We start from the raw sequence: 14773 nt of genomic DNA, 5'->3' as shown, positions 1-14773 counted from the left end.
ACGGCGGCCACGGCGGTGGCGCGCTGCGCGATGACTCATGTCCAAATCTGATCGGAGCCTTGTATGAACCACTCCATCAGCCTCACCGTGAACGGTGCGCGGCGCGACTTCGTCCTCGACGATCCGCGCGTCACGCTGCTCGATCTCCTGCGTGAGCGCCTCGATCTGACCGGAACCAAGAAGGGATGCGACCGCGGCCAGTGCGGCGCCTGCACCATTCTGGTCGACGGCAAGCGCATCAACTCCTGTCTCGCGCTCGCCATCAGCCACGACGGCGCCGACATCCTCACCATCGAAGGCCTCGCGCGCGGCGACCAGCTGCATCCGGTGCAGGCCGCCTTCATCGCCCATGACGGCTTCCAGTGCGGCTTCTGCACGCCCGGCCAGATCATGAGCGCGATCGGCATGATCGGCGAAGGCCAGGCCGGCAACGATCCCGAGCGCGTCCGCGAATGCATGAGCGGAAATTTGTGCCGCTGCGGCGCTTACGCCGGCATCGTCGATGCCGTGCTGGACGCGCAGGCCGGGATGGACGAGACCAATCAGAGGCGCTCCGCATGAAACAGTTCGATTATGTCAGGCCGGCCACGGTCACTGAAGCCGTTGCTGCCGCGGCCGAGCCGGGCGCGGTCTACCTCGCTGCCGGCACCAACCTGCTCGACCTGATGAAGGGCGGCGTCAGCCGTCCGGACCGGCTGGTCGACGTCACGCGTCTCGATGGCCTCGACCAAATCGAGACGCTCGCGGACGGGTCGTTGCGCATCGGCGCGCTGGTGCGCAATGCCGATCTCGCCCATGATGCGGAGTTTGCGCGGTCCTATCCCGCTGTGGCCGAAGCGCTGCTCTCCGGTGCGTCGGCTCAGTTGCGAAATGCCGCCACCGTCGGCGGCAACCTGTTGCAACGGACGCGCTGCGCGTATTTCTACGACACTGCCAGCCGCTGCAACAAGCGCGCGCCCGGCTCCGGCTGCGACGCGCGCGACGGCGAGAACCGCAGCCATGCCGTGCTCGGCTGGAGCGAGAGCTGCATCGCCACGCACCCCTCCGACTTCTGCGTGCCCCTGGTCGCGCTCGATGCCATCGTCGAGATCGAGGGCAGGGGCGGCCGGCGCGAGGTTGCGCTCGACGAGTTGCACCGCCTGCCGGGCGATGCGCCCGAGCGCGAGTCCGTGCTCGAGCCCGGCGATCTCATCGTCGCGGTGCGCCTGCCGCCCGCTGCACGCGGCTTTGCCGCGCATGCGCGCTACCTCAAGGTCCGCGAGCGCACCTCCTATGCCTTTGCCGTCGTCTCGGCCGCGGCTGCGCTGCGGATCGAGAACGGCAGAATCGCACAGGCGCGGCTCGCGCTCGGCGGCGTCGCCGCAAAGCCCTGGCGCGCTCGCGCAGCGGAAGACGTCCTCAAGGGCGCCGCGCCCACGGCAGACGCATTCCAGGAGGCGGCCTGGCGCGCGCTCGAGGGCGCAAAGCCGTCCGGCGACAACGCCTTCAAGATCGAGCTCGCGCGTCGCATCGTCGTGCGCGCGCTGACCTTGGCCGCCGCCGGCATGCCCGCGCGGATACCCGCGCTGCCGGCCTCTCCCTTTGCCTCGACCTCCGGAGCCATCCATGTCTGAGCTCAACCTCACCAGCGCTCCCGCTCATCTGCGGCACGGCTCGAATATCGGCCAGCCGCTGACCCGCCGTGACGGCATCCTCAAGGTGACGGGGCAGGCGACTTACGCCGCGGACAATCATCCGCCCGGCATGCTGTTTGCCGTGATGGCCGTCTCCAGCATCGCGCGAGGCCGCGTCGTCTCGCTCGATGTCGCTGCCGCAAAACGCCATCCCGGTGTCGTCGACGTCATGACGCCGGAGAATAAGCCGGCGCTCGCGATCGATCCGGAGATCAAGACCAATCCGTTCGTGTTTCGGATGGAGGCGTTGCAGAGCAACGAAGTCCGCTACGCCAACCAGCCGATTGCCGTCGTGATCGCCGAGACGCTTGAAGCCGCGACCGAAGGTGCCGCGCTGCTGGCACCGCGCTACGAGACGCTGCCTCCGCTGGTTGGGCTCGACGCCGGCGAGAGTTTTGTGCCGCCCGTCGTCGGCGTCGGAAACCCGACCGAATATCACCGCGGCGATGTCGAGGCCGGCCTTGCCGCAGCCGAAAAGCAGATCGATGCGACATACGAGACCCCGCCGCAATATCATAACGCCATGGAGCCGCATGCTGTCGTGGCGCACTGGGATGGCGACAGGCTGTCCGTGGACATGCCGACCCAGGGCCTGAAGCTGTCGCTGGCGCGCATCGCCGAACTGTTCGGCATCGCGCCCGACAAGATCCACGTGCGCAGCCCGTTCCTCGGCGGCGGCTTCGGGTCGAAGGGGCTCATGGGCGGGCCGCCGGTCCTCGGCATCATGGCGGCAAAGCTCGTCGGCAGGCCAGTCAAGCTGGTGCTGCGCCGCGAGCAGATGTACGGCCCGGTCGGCCATCGCGCGCCGACACGTCAGCGCCTGCGGCTCGGCGCTGATCACGAGGGCCATCTGACCGCACTCGACCACCATGCCAGAACGGTGTCGAGCACCTTCGACGATTTCTACGAGCCCGCCGCCGATGCCTCGCACACGCTCTATGCGGCGCCGGCGATCCGCACCTCGCACGATGCCGTCCGCGTCAACACCGGCACGCCGCTGTTCATGCGCGCGCCCGGCGAGGCGACCGGCTCGATCGCGCTGGAGAGCGCGATCGACGAGATGGCCTGGGCCTGCGGCATGGATCCGCTGGCCTTCCGCCTGAAGAACTACGCCGAGGTGGAGCCGATGACGGGGCGGCCTTTCTCCTCCAAGGCGCTGCGGGCCTGCTACGAGCAGGGCGCCGCGCGCTTCGGCTGGGCGGAGCGTCCGTTGCAGCCGCGGCAGATGCGCGACGATGCCGGCCTCCTGGTCGGCTGGGGCATGGGCACGGCGACCTTCCCGGCGCTGATGTTCCAGGCCGAGGCGCGCGCGGCGATCCGCCGCGACGGCTCCGGCGTGATGGAGATCGGCGCGCACGACATGGGGCAGGGCGCCTGGACGGCGTTGGCGCAGATCGCGGCCGATTCCGTCGGCCTCGACATCGACCGCCTCGACTTCAAGTCCGGCACGTCCGACCTGCCCGACGCCGGTATCGCCGGCGGCTCGGCGCACACGGCAACGGCGGGCGCGGCGATCCACAGCGCCGGTGCGGCCGTGATCGCAAAGCTCGCCGATCTCGCCACCAGCGACGAGCGCTCGCCGCTGTTCGGCGCCGGCAATGCCGGCGTGATCGCGCGCGACGGCAGGCTGATCCGCCGCGACGACGAGAGCCGCAGCGAGAGCTATGCCGAGATTCTCGCGCGCGCCGGCGTTGCCGAGGTCGAGGCGCGCGGCACCGGCGCGCCGAACCCTGCGGCGATGGAGCAATATGCGATGCATGCCCACGGCGCGGTGTTCGCCGAGGTGAAGGTCGATCCCGAACTCGGCCAGGTCCGCGTCAGTCGCATGGTCGGCGCCTTCGCCGCCGGGCGCATCGTCAACCCGCGCATGGTGCAGAGCCAGCTGTTCGGCGGCATGATCTGGGGCCTGTCCTTCGCGCTGCACGAGGCGGCGATCACCGACCGCCGCAGCGGGCGGATCATGAATGCTGATCTCGGCGAGTACCACATCCCGGTGAATGCCGACGTGCCGCCGCTCGACGTCATCACCGTCGAGGAGCACGATCCGCACGTCAATGCGCTCGGCATCAAGGGCGTCGGCGAGATCGGCATCACCGGCAGCGCCGGCGCGGTCGCCAACGCGGTCTGGCACGCGACCGGCGTGCGGGTGCGCAAATTTCCGATCCGGATCGAGGAGTTGCTGACTCAGCTTTGAAGCGCGATGAAATGAGGCCAAATCGCTGCAACGACGGAGGTGCGCTCCCTCTGCCGCTTGCGGGAGAGGTGAACGAGTCGCGCCGGATGCGTCGATCTCGCCTTCAGAACGTCGGCGGCGTGCAGGCCGAGATCACCTCGCACGGCTTGCCGCCGACGCAGCGGAAGCGATGCGGGCGGCGGCTCTCGAAATAATAGGCATCGCCGGGATTGAGGATGCGGCGCTCGTCCTCGACGGTGACTTCGAGCTTGCCTGAGATCACGATGCCGCCTTCCTCGCCGTCATGGACGAGATGCACGCGCCCGGTGTCGCTGCCGGGCTCGTAGCGCTCTTTGAGGATCTGCAGGCTGCGGCCGAACAGATTGTCGCCGATTTGTCGGTACGAGATCGGCTTCTTGCCGACCTCGGTGAGCTCCTCGGCGCGGTAGAAGATCTTGCGCCTGGACTCCGGCTCCAGCGCGAAGAACTCGGCGAGCCCCATCGGGATGCCGTCGAGGATGCGCTTGAGCGCGCCGACCGAGGGGTTCATCTGGTTGGATTCGATCAGCGAGATCGTCGAATTGGTGACGCCGGCACGCTTGGCCAGCTCGCGCTGCGACAGCTTGTGGCGCGCCCGGATGAATCGCAGCCGTCCACCGATGTCGACGCTCATGCCCTGGTCCCGTGTTGCAGGTGTTGCGGATCGCGCAAATATGGACCGACAGCCCCAGTCAAATCAATGGCTTGCAGGTCACCAGAAAAGGACTTGTTGCGGTTTCCAAGCCGTGGCTCTGCTAGCGGGTCAGCAAAGGAGCGCGGCCGTGACCCTTCATCAGATTCCGAACACCATCAAGACCGACTCGTTCTGGATGCCGTTCACGGCCAACCGGCAGTTCAAGAAGGCGCCGCGCCTGTTCTCCTCGGCCGAGGGCATGCATTACACCACCGTCGACGGCCGCAAGGTGATCGACGGCTCCGCCGGCCTCTGGTGCGTCAATGCCGGCCACGGCCGCAAGCAGATCGCCGCCGCGGTCGAGCGCCAGCTGATGACGCTGGATTTCGCGCCCACGTTCCAGATGGGCCACCCGCTGGCCTTCGACTTCGCCGAGCGCCTCGCTGAGATCGCGCCGAAGGGCCTCGATCGCATTTTCTTCACCAATTCCGGCTCCGAGTCGGTCGACACCGCGCTGAAGATCGCGCTGGCCTATCACCGCGCCAACGGCCAGTCGAGCCGCACCCGCCTGATCGGCCGCGAGCGGGGCTATCACGGCGTCGGCTTCGGCGGCACGTCGGTCGGCGGCATGGTCGCCAACCGTCGTGCGTTTGCGACCCTGCTGCCGGGCGTCGACCACATCCGCCACACCCACGATCTCACCCGCAACGCCTTCGCCAAGGACCAGCCCGAGCATGGCGCCGAGCTCGCCGACGATCTCGAGCGTCTGGTCGCCTTGCATGGCGCCGAGACCATTGCCGCCGTCATCGTCGAGCCGGTGCCGGGCTCGACCGCGGTGCTGCCGCCGCCGAAGGGCTATCTGCAGCGCCTGCGCGAGATCTGCGACAAGCACGGCATCCTCCTGATCTTCGACGAGGTCATTACCGGCTTCGGCCGCCTCGGCACGCCGTTCGCCGCCAACTTCTTCGGCGTCACGCCGGACCTGATGACGACGGCCAAGGGCATCACCAACGGCACCATTCCCTGCGGCGCCGTGTTTGCGAGCCGCAAGGTGCATGACGGCATGATGGTCGGCCCCGAGAATCAGATGGAGCTGTTCCACGGCTACACCTATTCGGCGCATCCGACCGCCTGCGCCGCCGGCATCGCCACGCTCGACATCTACAAGGACGAAGGCCTGCTCACGCGCGGTGCGTCGATCGCCGAATACTGGCGCGATGCGCTGCACTCGCTGAAGGGATTGCCGAACGTCGTCGACATCCGCAATTGCGGCCTGATGGGCGCGGTCGAGCTCGCCCCGCGCGACGGCGTCGTCGGCGCGCGCGGCTATGACGTCATGGTCGACTGCTTCAACACCGGCCTTTACTTGCGCATGAGCGGCGACAGCTTCGCGATGTCGCCTCCGCTCATCGTCGAGAAGAGCCACATCGACCAGATGGTCTCGATCCTCGGGGACGCCATTAAGAAGGTGGCCTGATAATTGCTCTCGCCGTTGCGAGTTGTGTCCTTGCAGCGGCGAGCGCCGCGGGAGTTTGACGAAGCGTGAAAGTTCTGATCCTCGGCAGCGGTGTCATCGGTGTCACCTCTGCCTACTACCTCGCGCGTGCAGGCCATGAGGTGACGGTCGTCGACCGTCAGCCGGAGCCGGCGCTGGAGACCTCTTTCGCCAATGCGGGCGAGGTGTCGCCCGGCTATTCTTCGCCCTGGGCCGGCCCCGGCGTGCCGGTGAAGGCGGTCAAGTGGCTGTTGATGAAGCACGGCCCGCTGGTGATCCGGCCGAAGCTCGATCCCGTCATGTGGGTCTGGCTGCTCAAGATGCTGCGCAACTGCACCAGCGAACGCTACGCGGTCAACAAGAGCCGGATGATTCCGATCGCGGAATACAGCCGCGACTCTTTACGCGATCTGCGCCGCGACATCGGCATCCAGTACGACGAGCGCTCGCAGGGCACGCTGCAGCTGTTTCGCTACCAGGCCCAGCTCGACGGCACCGCCGAAGATATCGCCGTGCTCAAGCAGTACGGCGTTCCCTTCGAGGTGCTGAGCCGCGAGGGCTGCATCGCAGTCGAGCCGGCGCTTGCCGGCGTGAAGGAGAAGTTCGTCGGCGGACTTCGCCTGCCGCAGGACGAGACCGGCGACTGCCACATGTTCACGCAGGCGCTCGCCAAGCACGCCCAGGCGCTCGGCGTGCGCTTCATGTTCAACACCTCGATCGATCGCATCGTCACCGAGGGCGCGCGCGTCAGCGGGGTCGCGACCAGCGCCGGCCTGTTGCAGGCGGACGCCTACGTGCTCGCGCTCGGCAGCTGGTCGTCGCGGCTGGCGGCGCCGCTCGGCATCTCGCTGCCGGTCTATCCGGTGAAGGGCTATTCGATCACGGTGCCGATCAAGGACGCCTCCGGCGCGCCGGAATCGACCGTGATGGACGAGAGCTACAAGGTCGCGATCACCCGCCTCGGCAATCGCATCCGCGTCGGCGGGACCGCGGAGATCTCGGGCTATTCGAGCAAGCTCTACGACGCGCGCCGCGACACGCTCGATCATTCGCTGACCGACCTGTTCCCGCGCGGCGGCGATCTGTCCAAGGCGACGTTCTGGAGCGGCCTGCGCCCGATGACGCCGGACGGCCCGCCTGTGATCGGCCCGACGCACTACGCCAACCTGCACCTCAACACCGGCCACGGCACGCTCGGCTGGACCATGTCCTGCGGCTCGGGCCGCGTGCTCGCCGACATGCTGTCAGGCAAGAAGCCGGAGATCGACGTCAGCGCGCTGTCAGTGGAGCGGTACAAGCACCGGTTTGGCTAAGGCTCTATCCCCTCGTCATTGCGAGGAGCGAAGCGACGAAGCAATCCAGGCCGTCTCCGCGGTGAGACTCTGGATTGCTTCGCTTCGCTCGCAACGACGGCGTGGAGATGTCCCGGGATTTCTTCAGTCCGCCGCGTGCGTTGAAGCAGCTACCCCGCCCCCGTCACGCAATTCACCCACAGCACCACGGCTTTTGCATCCTGCGCCGGATTGGAAAACCGGTGCGGCCTTCGGCTCGCGAAGCGAAAGCTGTCGCCTGTTTTCAGCGACCACGTCTGGCTGTCCACCGTCAGCATCATCTCGCCTTCGAGCACCAGCCCGGCCTCCTCGCCGTCGTGGGTGTAGAGCTCATCGCCGGTGGAGCCGCCGGGCTCCAGATGCACCAGGAACAGATTGAGCTTGTTGTCGCTGCTGGCCGGGCTCAGCAATTGTTTGGACACGCCCGTGCGCCAGAGCTTCAGCTCGGGCCGTTGCAGCCCGCGTGTCACCACCTGATCCGATGCGCCGTCGGCGCTCGGGCTCGCGCCGAACAGCGCGGCGATGCCGACGCCGAGCACGTCGGCGAGGGTCGCCAGCACGCGCAGCGACGGCGACGACAGCCCGCGCTCGATCTGGCTGAGAAAGCCGATCGACAGCTCCGTGCGCGCGGCGACCGTCTCCAGCGAGAATTGCCTGACCCGCCTGAGGTCGCGGATGCGGCGGCCGACCGCGACGTCCATCGCCGGCTCGGCCGGCTTGGCCTTCACCTTAGCCGGCCTTTTCTTGGCCGGCTTTGCGGCGGCCGGTTTGCGCATTCTTTTGCCACCGCTCACGTCAAACCGCTTCCTTCATGTGCATGAAAACCGCTTGCATCGTCCGCGAAAGTATGACCAAATTTTCATATTAGTGAAAATAGGCCGAAACGGCCCGGCCCGCAACGTCTGATCGCGACATGCGCCGGCCAGGCCCAAAAGGGGGATGCGATGAAGCGTTTTGTTCAGGCCGCAATCGCGGCGCTCGCCATTGCCACAGCCGTGCCGGCTTCGGCGCAGCAGGTGCTGAAGGTCGGCTCGACACCGACAGGCATTCCCTTCACGTTCCTCGACACCAAGACCAACACCATCCAGGGCATCATGGTCGATCTCGTCACCGAGATCGGCAAGGACGCCGGCCTCAACGTGCAGATCGAGCCGATGGCGTTCTCGGCGCTGATCCCGTCGCTGACCTCGAGCAAGATCGACATCATTGCGGCCGCGATGTTCATCACCGCGCCGCGCAAGGAGGTCGTCGACTTCTCAGACCCGATCTACACCTATGGCGAAGGCCTCGTGGTGCCGAAGGGCGATGCCAAGGCCTACGCTGCGCAGGAGGACCTGAAGGGCGAGACGGTCGGCGCGCAAGTCGGCACCGCCTTCGTCGATGCGCTGAAGAAGTCCGGCCTGTTCGCGGACGTGAAGGCCTACGACACCATCCCCGACATCCTGCGCGACGTGAACACCGGCCGTCTCAAGGCCGGCTTCGCCGACTATCCGATCCTCGCCTACAATCTGAAGCAGGGCGGTTTCCCCGACGTGCGTCTCGTCGATAGCTACAAGCCCGTTACCGTCGGCTCGGTCGGCATCGGCGTGCGCAAGGGCGAGAGCGCACTGCTCGGCAAGATCAATGCCTCGCTGGCGAAGCTGAAGGCCAACGGCACCATCGACAAGATCCTCGAGAAATGGGGCCAGAAGGCGCAAGGTTGATTGCCAAGACCTGACCGCAAGACCTGATCGATCGAAGGCTGCCCGATGAAAGGCTTCTGGCGCGACGCCGTCGAGTTCTTCCCGATCCTGCTGAACGGCGTCGCCCTGACGATCATCGTCACGGTGGGCTCGCTGCTGCTCTCGACGGTGCTGGGCCTCGTCTGGGCGATGATGCGGGTCTCCGGCATAAGAGCGCTGTCGATGCTCAGCGCCAGCCTGATCAACGTGATCCGCGGCATCCCGATCATCGTGCTGTTGTTCTACCTCTACTTCGTGATGCCCGATCTCGGCGTCACGCTGTCGGCCTTGCAGGCCGCCATCCTCGGCCTCGGCATCGCCTATTCGGCCTATCAGGCCGAGAACTTCCGCGCCGGCATCGAGGCCATCGACAAGGGCCAGATCGAGGCGGCGCAGTCGATCGGCATGGGCTGGTGGCTCACCATGCGCCGCGTAGTGCTGCCGCAGGCGGTGCGCATCGTGCTGCCGCCTTACGGCAACGTCATGATCATGATGCTGAAGGATTCCTCGCAGGCCTCGACCATCACGGTCGCCGAGCTCGCGCTGCAGGGCAAGCTGATCGCGTCCTCGACGTTCAAGAACACCAGCGTGTTCACGCTGGTCGCCCTGATGTATCTCACCATGAGCATTCCGTTGATCCTGCTCGTCCGTCACTTCGAGAAGCGGGCCGGCAAGCGATGATCGAGCTGAGCGACGTCCACAAGAGCTTTGGCAAGGTCGAGGTGCTCAAGGGCATCACGGCGAGCGTCGAGAAGGGCGAGGTGGTCTGCATCATCGGCCCCTCCGGCTCCGGCAAATCCACCATCCTGCGCTGCATCAACGGGCTCGAAAGCTACGACCGCGGCGAGATCAGCGTCGAAGGCCTGAAGGTTGACCGCGACGCGCCGTCGATCGTGAACATCCGCACCCAGGTCTCGATGGTGTTCCAGCGCTTCAATTTGTTCCCGCATCGCACTGCGCTGGAAAACGTCGTCGAGGGACCGCTCTTCGTGAAGAAGGAGCCGCGTGCGCAAGTGCTGGAGCGCGGCCGGACGCTGCTCGCCCAGGTCGGGCTTGCGGAAAAGGCCGACGCGCATCCGCCGCAGCTCTCCGGCGGCCAGCAGCAGCGCGTCGCCATCGCGCGGGCGCTCGCCATGCAGCCCAAGGCCATCCTGTTCGACGAGCCGACCTCGGCGCTCGATCCCGAGCTCGTCGGCGACGTTCTTGGCGTCATGCGCAAGCTCGCCGACGACGGCATGACCATGGTCGTCGTCACCCACGAGATGGGCTTTGCCCGCGATGTTGCCGATCGCGTGCTGTTCATCGACGGCGGTGTGATTGTCGAGCAGGGGCCGGCGAAATCGGTGCTCAATCAACCGCAGCACGCGCGGACGCAGGACTTCCTGCGCCGCGTGCTGCATCCGCTCTGACCGGACTCGCCATGACGCGCCTGCCTCTGCCGCCCTCGCTCTATGCCGATACTGCAGTCGCGCCGGTTGCCACGCCGCCGCTCGACGTCGACAAGAGCGTCTCCGTCGCGATCGTCGGCGGCGGGTACACCGGCCTCTCCACCGCGCTGCATCTGGCGGAGCAGGGCGTCGAGGCGCTGGTGCTGGAGGCGCAGGAGCCGGGATGGGGCGCGTCCGGCAACAATGGCGGTCACACCAATCCCGGACTGAAGCACGATCCCGATCAGATCGAGGCCGATTTCGGCACTGACCTCGGCCGCCGCATGATCGCGTTCGCCTACGGCACGACCAACTTCACGCACGATTTGATCCGCCGCTACCAGATCCCGTGCGAGGCGCGGCAGAACGGTACGCTGCGCGCGGCTTACAATGAGAGCAGCGCCGCCGCGATCGAGAAGACCGCGCAGCAATGCATCCGCCGCGGCCTGCCAGTGACGTACCTCGACCGAGCGCAGCTCCGCGACATGACCGGCACCGACCGCTACATCGGCGCCATGCTCGATACAAGCGGCGGCGATCTGCATCCCCTCAGCTACGCCCGCGGGCTTGCGCGGGCCGCCATTTCGGCGGGCGCGACGGTTCATGGCGAGACGCCGGCGTTGTCGCTGCGCCGCGAGGGCTCGCGCTGGCGCATCGAGACGCCGCGCGCGGTGGTTCATGCCGACAAGGTCCTGCTCGCCACCAACGGTTTTACCGACGATCTCTGGCCGGCGCTCCGCCGCACCATCGTGCCGGTGTTTTCCTCCATCGCCGCCACCGCGCCGCTCTCCGACGCGGTCGCCCGTTCGATCATGCCGACGCGCCCCGTTCTCTACGAGAGCGGCCACATCACGGTCTATTATCGCATCGATCAGCAGAACCGCCTGCTGATGGGCGGACGCGGCCCGATGCGCTGGATCAAGTCGCCGCATGACGTCGCCTACCTCATGCGCTATGCGGAGCGGCTCTGGCCGCAGCTCAAGGGCGTTGCCTGGACCCACGGCTGGAACAGCCGGCTCGCCATCACCAAGGACCATTATCCCCACGTGCACGAGCCGGCAGAAAGCGTTTTGATCTCGCTCGGCTGCAACGGTCGCGGTGTTGCGCTCTCGACCGCGATGGGCGCGCAGCTCGCCCGCCGCCTGATCGGCGGCGCCAAGGCCGAGATCGACATGCCAATCACGGGCATCAAGCCGATCCCGATGCATGCGTTCTGGCCGGTCGGCGTGACCACCGCCGTGATCGCGGGCCGCGTGCGGGACCGGCTCGGCATATGAAAAAGGCGCCGCCCGTGAGGAGCGACGCCTTGTGTGAATTCCGGATCGGCTTTAGCAGCGACCCTGCTTCCACAGTCCGGGCGGGCAGCCGTAACCGCGCCAACCCACTTTGCGTCCATGCGACCAGCCGGGCGGCGTGCCATGGTAATGATGGCCCATCTTAAGGCCATGACCATGGCCATGACCGCCACCATGGCCGCCCTTGGCCAAAGCAGGGCTGGTGAATGTGAACCCGGCCGCAATGACCAGCGACGCAGCGAACGCAAGTTTCTTCATATGTCCTCCAGGGGTGAGCGCACTTGTCCGTTCAATGAACGACGTTCGGCTGCCTAAGTTCCCCGCGAATGTGGAGGAGTCGTGACGCTCGCCTTGATGCGTAATCGCGCAAATGCTCAACGCGCGCTGGCACGATCTTTCTTCGATCCCCGCGTTCAGCTCTCCGCCACCGCATCGGCCCACGGCTGGAAGATCTCGACCGCGCCGGAATTGAGCTCGCCCTCGCGCATCACGACGCTCGGGAAGGCGAACTTCTGCGGCACCGCCTGCAGCCGGCTCTCTTCATAGTCGAAGCGCGCGGCCAGCGCTTTGCGCACCTCCGCCGGCAGGCGCGCCTCGCCGATCACCACCGCGCCTTCGCTGGCGTCGATGCGCGGCTGGTGGATGGCGGCGTCCAGGTCCATGCCGTAATCCATCGCGAAGGACACGAGCTGCATCACCGCGGGCAGGATGCGGCGTCCACCGGAGGCGCCGACGGCGAGGCGCTTGCCGTCCTTGGTCTCGGCGATGACCGGCGTGTAGTTGCAGAGGCAGCGCTTGCCCGGTGCAAGCGAGTTGGTGTTACCGGGCGACGGGTCGAACCACATGATGCCGTTGTTCATGGTGATGCCTGTGTGCGGTGTCACGTAGCGCGAGCCGAACGACGAGAGCAGCGTCTGCGTCACCGCCGCGATGTTGCCGTGACGGTCGACCACCGAGAAATGCGTGGTGCAGGCCGGCGCCAGATATTCGGCGCCGAGCGAGCGCTTGCCGTCGGCATCGCCCATGTCCTTGAGCCGCTCGCGGAAGGCGGCCTGCAGGGCGAGCGCATATTCGACATAGGCGCCGGCATCCGGCGCGCCTGCGGGCGTCAAGCTCTGCTGCAGCAGGCGCAGCGCATGCGCCATGGTCGGCCCCGCGGTGAGCTCGGGGGTCGCGAACACCCTGCCTTCGCGATAGGGGATCGCCAGCGGCTCGCGCAGATGGGCGCGGAAGGCAGCGAGATCCTCCACCGACAGCGAGCCGCCGTCGGCCTTGATGTCGGAAGCAATGCTCCTGGCGAGATCGCCTTGGTAGAAATCGCGAGCGCCCGCATCGGCGAGATGTGACAGCGTCGCCTTCAGGGCGTCCTGCGGCAGCCGCGTCTCGAACTTGATGCCCCAGGGCGCGGTCGGCGGCAGGCCGTCCTTCAGATATGCGGCCGCGCTCGCGGGATAGCGCCTGAGATCGGCTGCCGAGCCCGCGATCGTCACCGTCGTCCACCAATCGACCAGCAGGCCTTCGCCGGCGAGCCGAGCTGCCGGCGCGATCAGATCCTTCCACGGCATCTTGGCGTAGCGGCGATGCGCCTCTTCCATTCCGGCGACGACGCCGGGCACGGCAATCGAGCCGGGGCCGTGAATGTTGCGATCGCCTTTCACCCTTGGCCAGGGAAACAGGTCGGAGGCGGCGCCTTCGCCGCTGAGCGAATAGTCCTCAGTGCGCAGGCTCTGCGGCGCGCACATGCCGTAGTCGATCACCTCATAGCGATTTTCCTTGGCGCGGTAGAGCACCATCGCACCGCCGCCGCCGATGCCGCTGTTCCAGGGCTCGAGGACGTTGAGGGCAAATGTGGTCGCGACGATCGCGTCCACGCAGTCGCCGCCGGCGGCCAGCACCTGCGCCCCGACTTCAGCCGCCCGCCGCGATTGCGAGGCAACGATGCCGCCCTGGGATGTGACGGCGGGCTTGCGGACGGTTTGGTTGAGACTGAACTGCTGAGGCATGGTGTCGTCTTGATGCTTGTCGATGGCTTCGCTGCGTTGAATGCGAGGCTCCGCAATTGGCGAAGCGCGCGGACAATGGCACATTGCCGCCAACGAGAACATCCAAAGGGAGGCGCGGCATGGCTGGTGTGAAACAGGCGCGGGATGGCGCGGTCGGGATCCTGACGCTCGACGAACCGGCCAGCCTCAACGCGATGACGCCGGACCTGCTCGGCGCGCTCGCCGCTGCCGTGACCGAGATGACGCAGGACGAGGACATCCGCGCTCTGATCCTGACCGGCGCGGGGCGCGGCTTCTGCTCGGGCCAGAACCTGAAGGCCTCGGAGGCACTCGGCGAGGACATCGCGGCCGGCGTGATGCGCTTCCACTGGCCGGCCTTCAAGGCGCTGCGCGAATGCCGCGTGCCCGTCCTCGTCGCCGTCAATGGCGTTGCGGCTGGCGGCGGTTTTAGCCTGGCCATGGCCGGCGACATCATCGTCGCGGCGCGGTCGGCGAGCTTCATCCAGGTTTTCAGCCGCATCGCGCTGGTGCCGGATCTCGGCTCGACCTGGCTGCTGCCGCGACTGATCGGCCGGCAGCGCGCGCTCGAGCTGATGCTGCTCAACGAGCCGCTGACGGCGGAACGTGCCCAGGAGATCGGCCTGGTGCGGCAGGTCGTCGACGACGCCAAGCTGATGGACGAGGCGTTAGGTCTGGCCCGCCGCCTGGCGGAAGGCCCGACCCGCGCCTTGGTCGCAACCCGCAACCTGGTCGAGGAGAGCGAGCACGCGACCTACCAGGCGCAGTTCCGCCGCGAGATCGAGCTCCAGGCCACGATCCGCAAGAGCGCGGACGCCATCGAGGGCCGCAACGCGTTCGTCGAAAAGCGCAAGGCGAGGTTTACGGGGAGGTGAGGTGGGGCACACTTTCTCCCCTCGTTATGCCCGGGCTTGTCCAGGCTTGTCCCGGGCATCCAACGTCTTCGTATCGGCGCTCCCAAAAC

13 protein-coding genes are annotated in these 14773 nt (G+C 66.9%); 10 read left to right on the top strand and 3 right to left on the bottom strand.

The window, feature by feature from the left end; all coding sequences use genetic code 11:
- The first annotated feature begins 63 nt into the window (after positions 1–63).
- Genes DCG74_RS00420 through DCG74_RS00410 form a run of 3 tightly spaced genes read left to right on the top strand, consistent with a single transcriptional unit; the run spans position 64 to position 3867 of the window.
- Positions 64–561, top strand: coding sequence for a (2Fe-2S)-binding protein (locus DCG74_RS00420; protein ID WP_172788138.1), 498 nt, complete (start codon positions 64–66; stop codon positions 559–561).
- Positions 558–1613, top strand: coding sequence for a xanthine dehydrogenase family protein subunit M (locus DCG74_RS00415; protein WP_172788139.1), 1056 nt, complete (start codon positions 558–560; stop codon positions 1611–1613). Before DCG74_RS00420 ends, DCG74_RS00415 begins: the two co-directional genes overlap by 4 nt.
- Positions 1606–3867, top strand: coding sequence for a xanthine dehydrogenase family protein molybdopterin-binding subunit (locus DCG74_RS00410; RefSeq protein ID WP_172788140.1), 2262 nt, complete (start codon positions 1606–1608; stop codon positions 3865–3867). Before DCG74_RS00415 ends, DCG74_RS00410 begins: the two co-directional genes overlap by 8 nt.
- 103 nt (positions 3868–3970) lie before the next feature.
- On the opposite strand, the gene DCG74_RS00405 is transcribed toward DCG74_RS00410, so the two are convergent.
- Complete coding sequence (locus DCG74_RS00405) at positions 3971–4519, bottom strand: cupin domain-containing protein (RefSeq protein ID WP_008561958.1); 549 nt, start codon at positions 4517–4519, stop codon at positions 3971–3973.
- Positions 4520–4667: 148 nt separating this feature from the next.
- Here DCG74_RS00405 and DCG74_RS00400 point away from each other — a divergent pair, with 148 nt between their 5' ends.
- Together DCG74_RS00400 and DCG74_RS00395 are read left to right on the top strand one after the other, a co-directional pair.
- A complete protein-coding gene (locus DCG74_RS00400; protein WP_172788141.1) occupies positions 4668–5996 on the top strand; it encodes an aspartate aminotransferase family protein in 1329 nt (442 codons plus the stop codon).
- 65 nt (positions 5997–6061) lie between these two features.
- Positions 6062–7327: a D-amino acid dehydrogenase gene (locus DCG74_RS00395; RefSeq protein ID WP_172788142.1), complete on the top strand. Its 1266-nt coding sequence runs from the start codon at positions 6062–6064 to the stop codon at positions 7325–7327.
- 149 nt (positions 7328–7476) lie between these two features.
- On the opposite strand, the gene DCG74_RS00390 is transcribed toward DCG74_RS00395, so the two are convergent.
- A complete protein-coding gene (locus DCG74_RS00390) occupies positions 7477–8121 on the bottom strand; it encodes a helix-turn-helix domain-containing protein (RefSeq protein ID WP_172788143.1) in 645 nt (214 codons plus the stop codon).
- Between the two features lie 168 nt (positions 8122–8289).
- Here DCG74_RS00390 and DCG74_RS00385 point away from each other — a divergent pair, with 168 nt between their 5' ends.
- From DCG74_RS00385 to DCG74_RS00370, 4 genes are read left to right on the top strand one after another with little or no spacing between them, the layout of a single operon-like run.
- Entirely contained in the window at positions 8290–9048 is a 759-nt protein-coding gene (locus DCG74_RS00385; RefSeq protein WP_172788144.1) for an ABC transporter substrate-binding protein, read from the top strand.
- 45 nt (positions 9049–9093) lie between these two features.
- Complete coding sequence (locus DCG74_RS00380) at positions 9094–9747, top strand: amino acid ABC transporter permease (RefSeq protein ID WP_172788145.1); 654 nt, start codon at positions 9094–9096, stop codon at positions 9745–9747.
- Positions 9744–10475: an amino acid ABC transporter ATP-binding protein gene (locus DCG74_RS00375; RefSeq protein ID WP_172788146.1), complete on the top strand. Its 732-nt coding sequence runs from the start codon at positions 9744–9746 to the stop codon at positions 10473–10475. The genes DCG74_RS00380 and DCG74_RS00375 overlap by 4 nt, the downstream gene beginning before the upstream one ends.
- Positions 10476–10486: 11 nt before the next feature.
- On the top strand, positions 10487–11770 hold the full coding sequence (locus DCG74_RS00370; RefSeq protein WP_172788147.1) for an FAD-binding oxidoreductase: 1284 nt from the start codon (positions 10487–10489) through the stop codon (positions 11768–11770).
- 431 nt (positions 11771–12201) lie between these two features.
- On the opposite strand, the gene DCG74_RS00365 is transcribed toward DCG74_RS00370, so the two are convergent.
- Entirely contained in the window at positions 12202–13791 is a 1590-nt protein-coding gene (locus DCG74_RS00365; RefSeq protein WP_172788148.1) for a gamma-glutamyltransferase family protein, read from the bottom strand.
- Positions 13792–13910: 119 nt separating this feature from the next.
- Between DCG74_RS00365 and DCG74_RS00360 the strand changes: the two genes are divergently transcribed.
- The gene (locus DCG74_RS00360) at positions 13911–14684 is read left to right on the top strand and encodes an enoyl-CoA hydratase-related protein (RefSeq protein ID WP_172788149.1); all 774 of its coding nucleotides are present in this window, start codon (positions 13911–13913) and stop codon (positions 14682–14684) included.
- Positions 14685–14773 lie beyond the last annotated feature (89 nt).

Source organism: Bradyrhizobium sp. WBAH42 (assembly GCF_024585265.1).
Classification (GTDB): domain Bacteria; phylum Pseudomonadota; class Alphaproteobacteria; order Rhizobiales; family Xanthobacteraceae; genus Bradyrhizobium.
The sequence above is the reverse complement of the archived record's forward strand: the minus strand, read 5'-3'. Positions and strand labels throughout refer to the sequence as shown.

Coding starts and splice junctions, on each gene's coding strand:
- DCG74_RS00420 (WP_172788138.1), top strand. CDS start 64: ATGAACCACTCCATCAGCCTCACCGTGAACGGTGCGCGGCGCGACTTC.
- DCG74_RS00415 (WP_172788139.1), top strand. CDS start 558: ATGAAACAGTTCGATTATGTCAGGCCGGCCACGGTCACTGAAGCCGTT.
- DCG74_RS00410 (WP_172788140.1), top strand. CDS start 1,606: ATGTCTGAGCTCAACCTCACCAGCGCTCCCGCTCATCTGCGGCACGGC.
- DCG74_RS00405 (WP_008561958.1), bottom strand. CDS start 4,519: ATGAGCGTCGACATCGGTGGACGGCTGCGATTCATCCGGGCGCGCCAC.
- DCG74_RS00390 (WP_172788143.1), bottom strand. CDS start 8,121: ATGCGCAAACCGGCCGCCGCAAAGCCGGCCAAGAAAAGGCCGGCTAAG.
- DCG74_RS00385 (WP_172788144.1), top strand. CDS start 8,290: ATGAAGCGTTTTGTTCAGGCCGCAATCGCGGCGCTCGCCATTGCCACA.
- DCG74_RS00380 (WP_172788145.1), top strand. CDS start 9,094: ATGAAAGGCTTCTGGCGCGACGCCGTCGAGTTCTTCCCGATCCTGCTG.
- DCG74_RS00375 (WP_172788146.1), top strand. CDS start 9,744: ATGATCGAGCTGAGCGACGTCCACAAGAGCTTTGGCAAGGTCGAGGTG.
- DCG74_RS00370 (WP_172788147.1), top strand. CDS start 10,487: ATGACGCGCCTGCCTCTGCCGCCCTCGCTCTATGCCGATACTGCAGTC.
- DCG74_RS00365 (WP_172788148.1), bottom strand. CDS start 13,791: ATGCCTCAGCAGTTCAGTCTCAACCAAACCGTCCGCAAGCCCGCCGTC.
- DCG74_RS00360 (WP_172788149.1), top strand. CDS start 13,911: ATGGCTGGTGTGAAACAGGCGCGGGATGGCGCGGTCGGGATCCTGACG.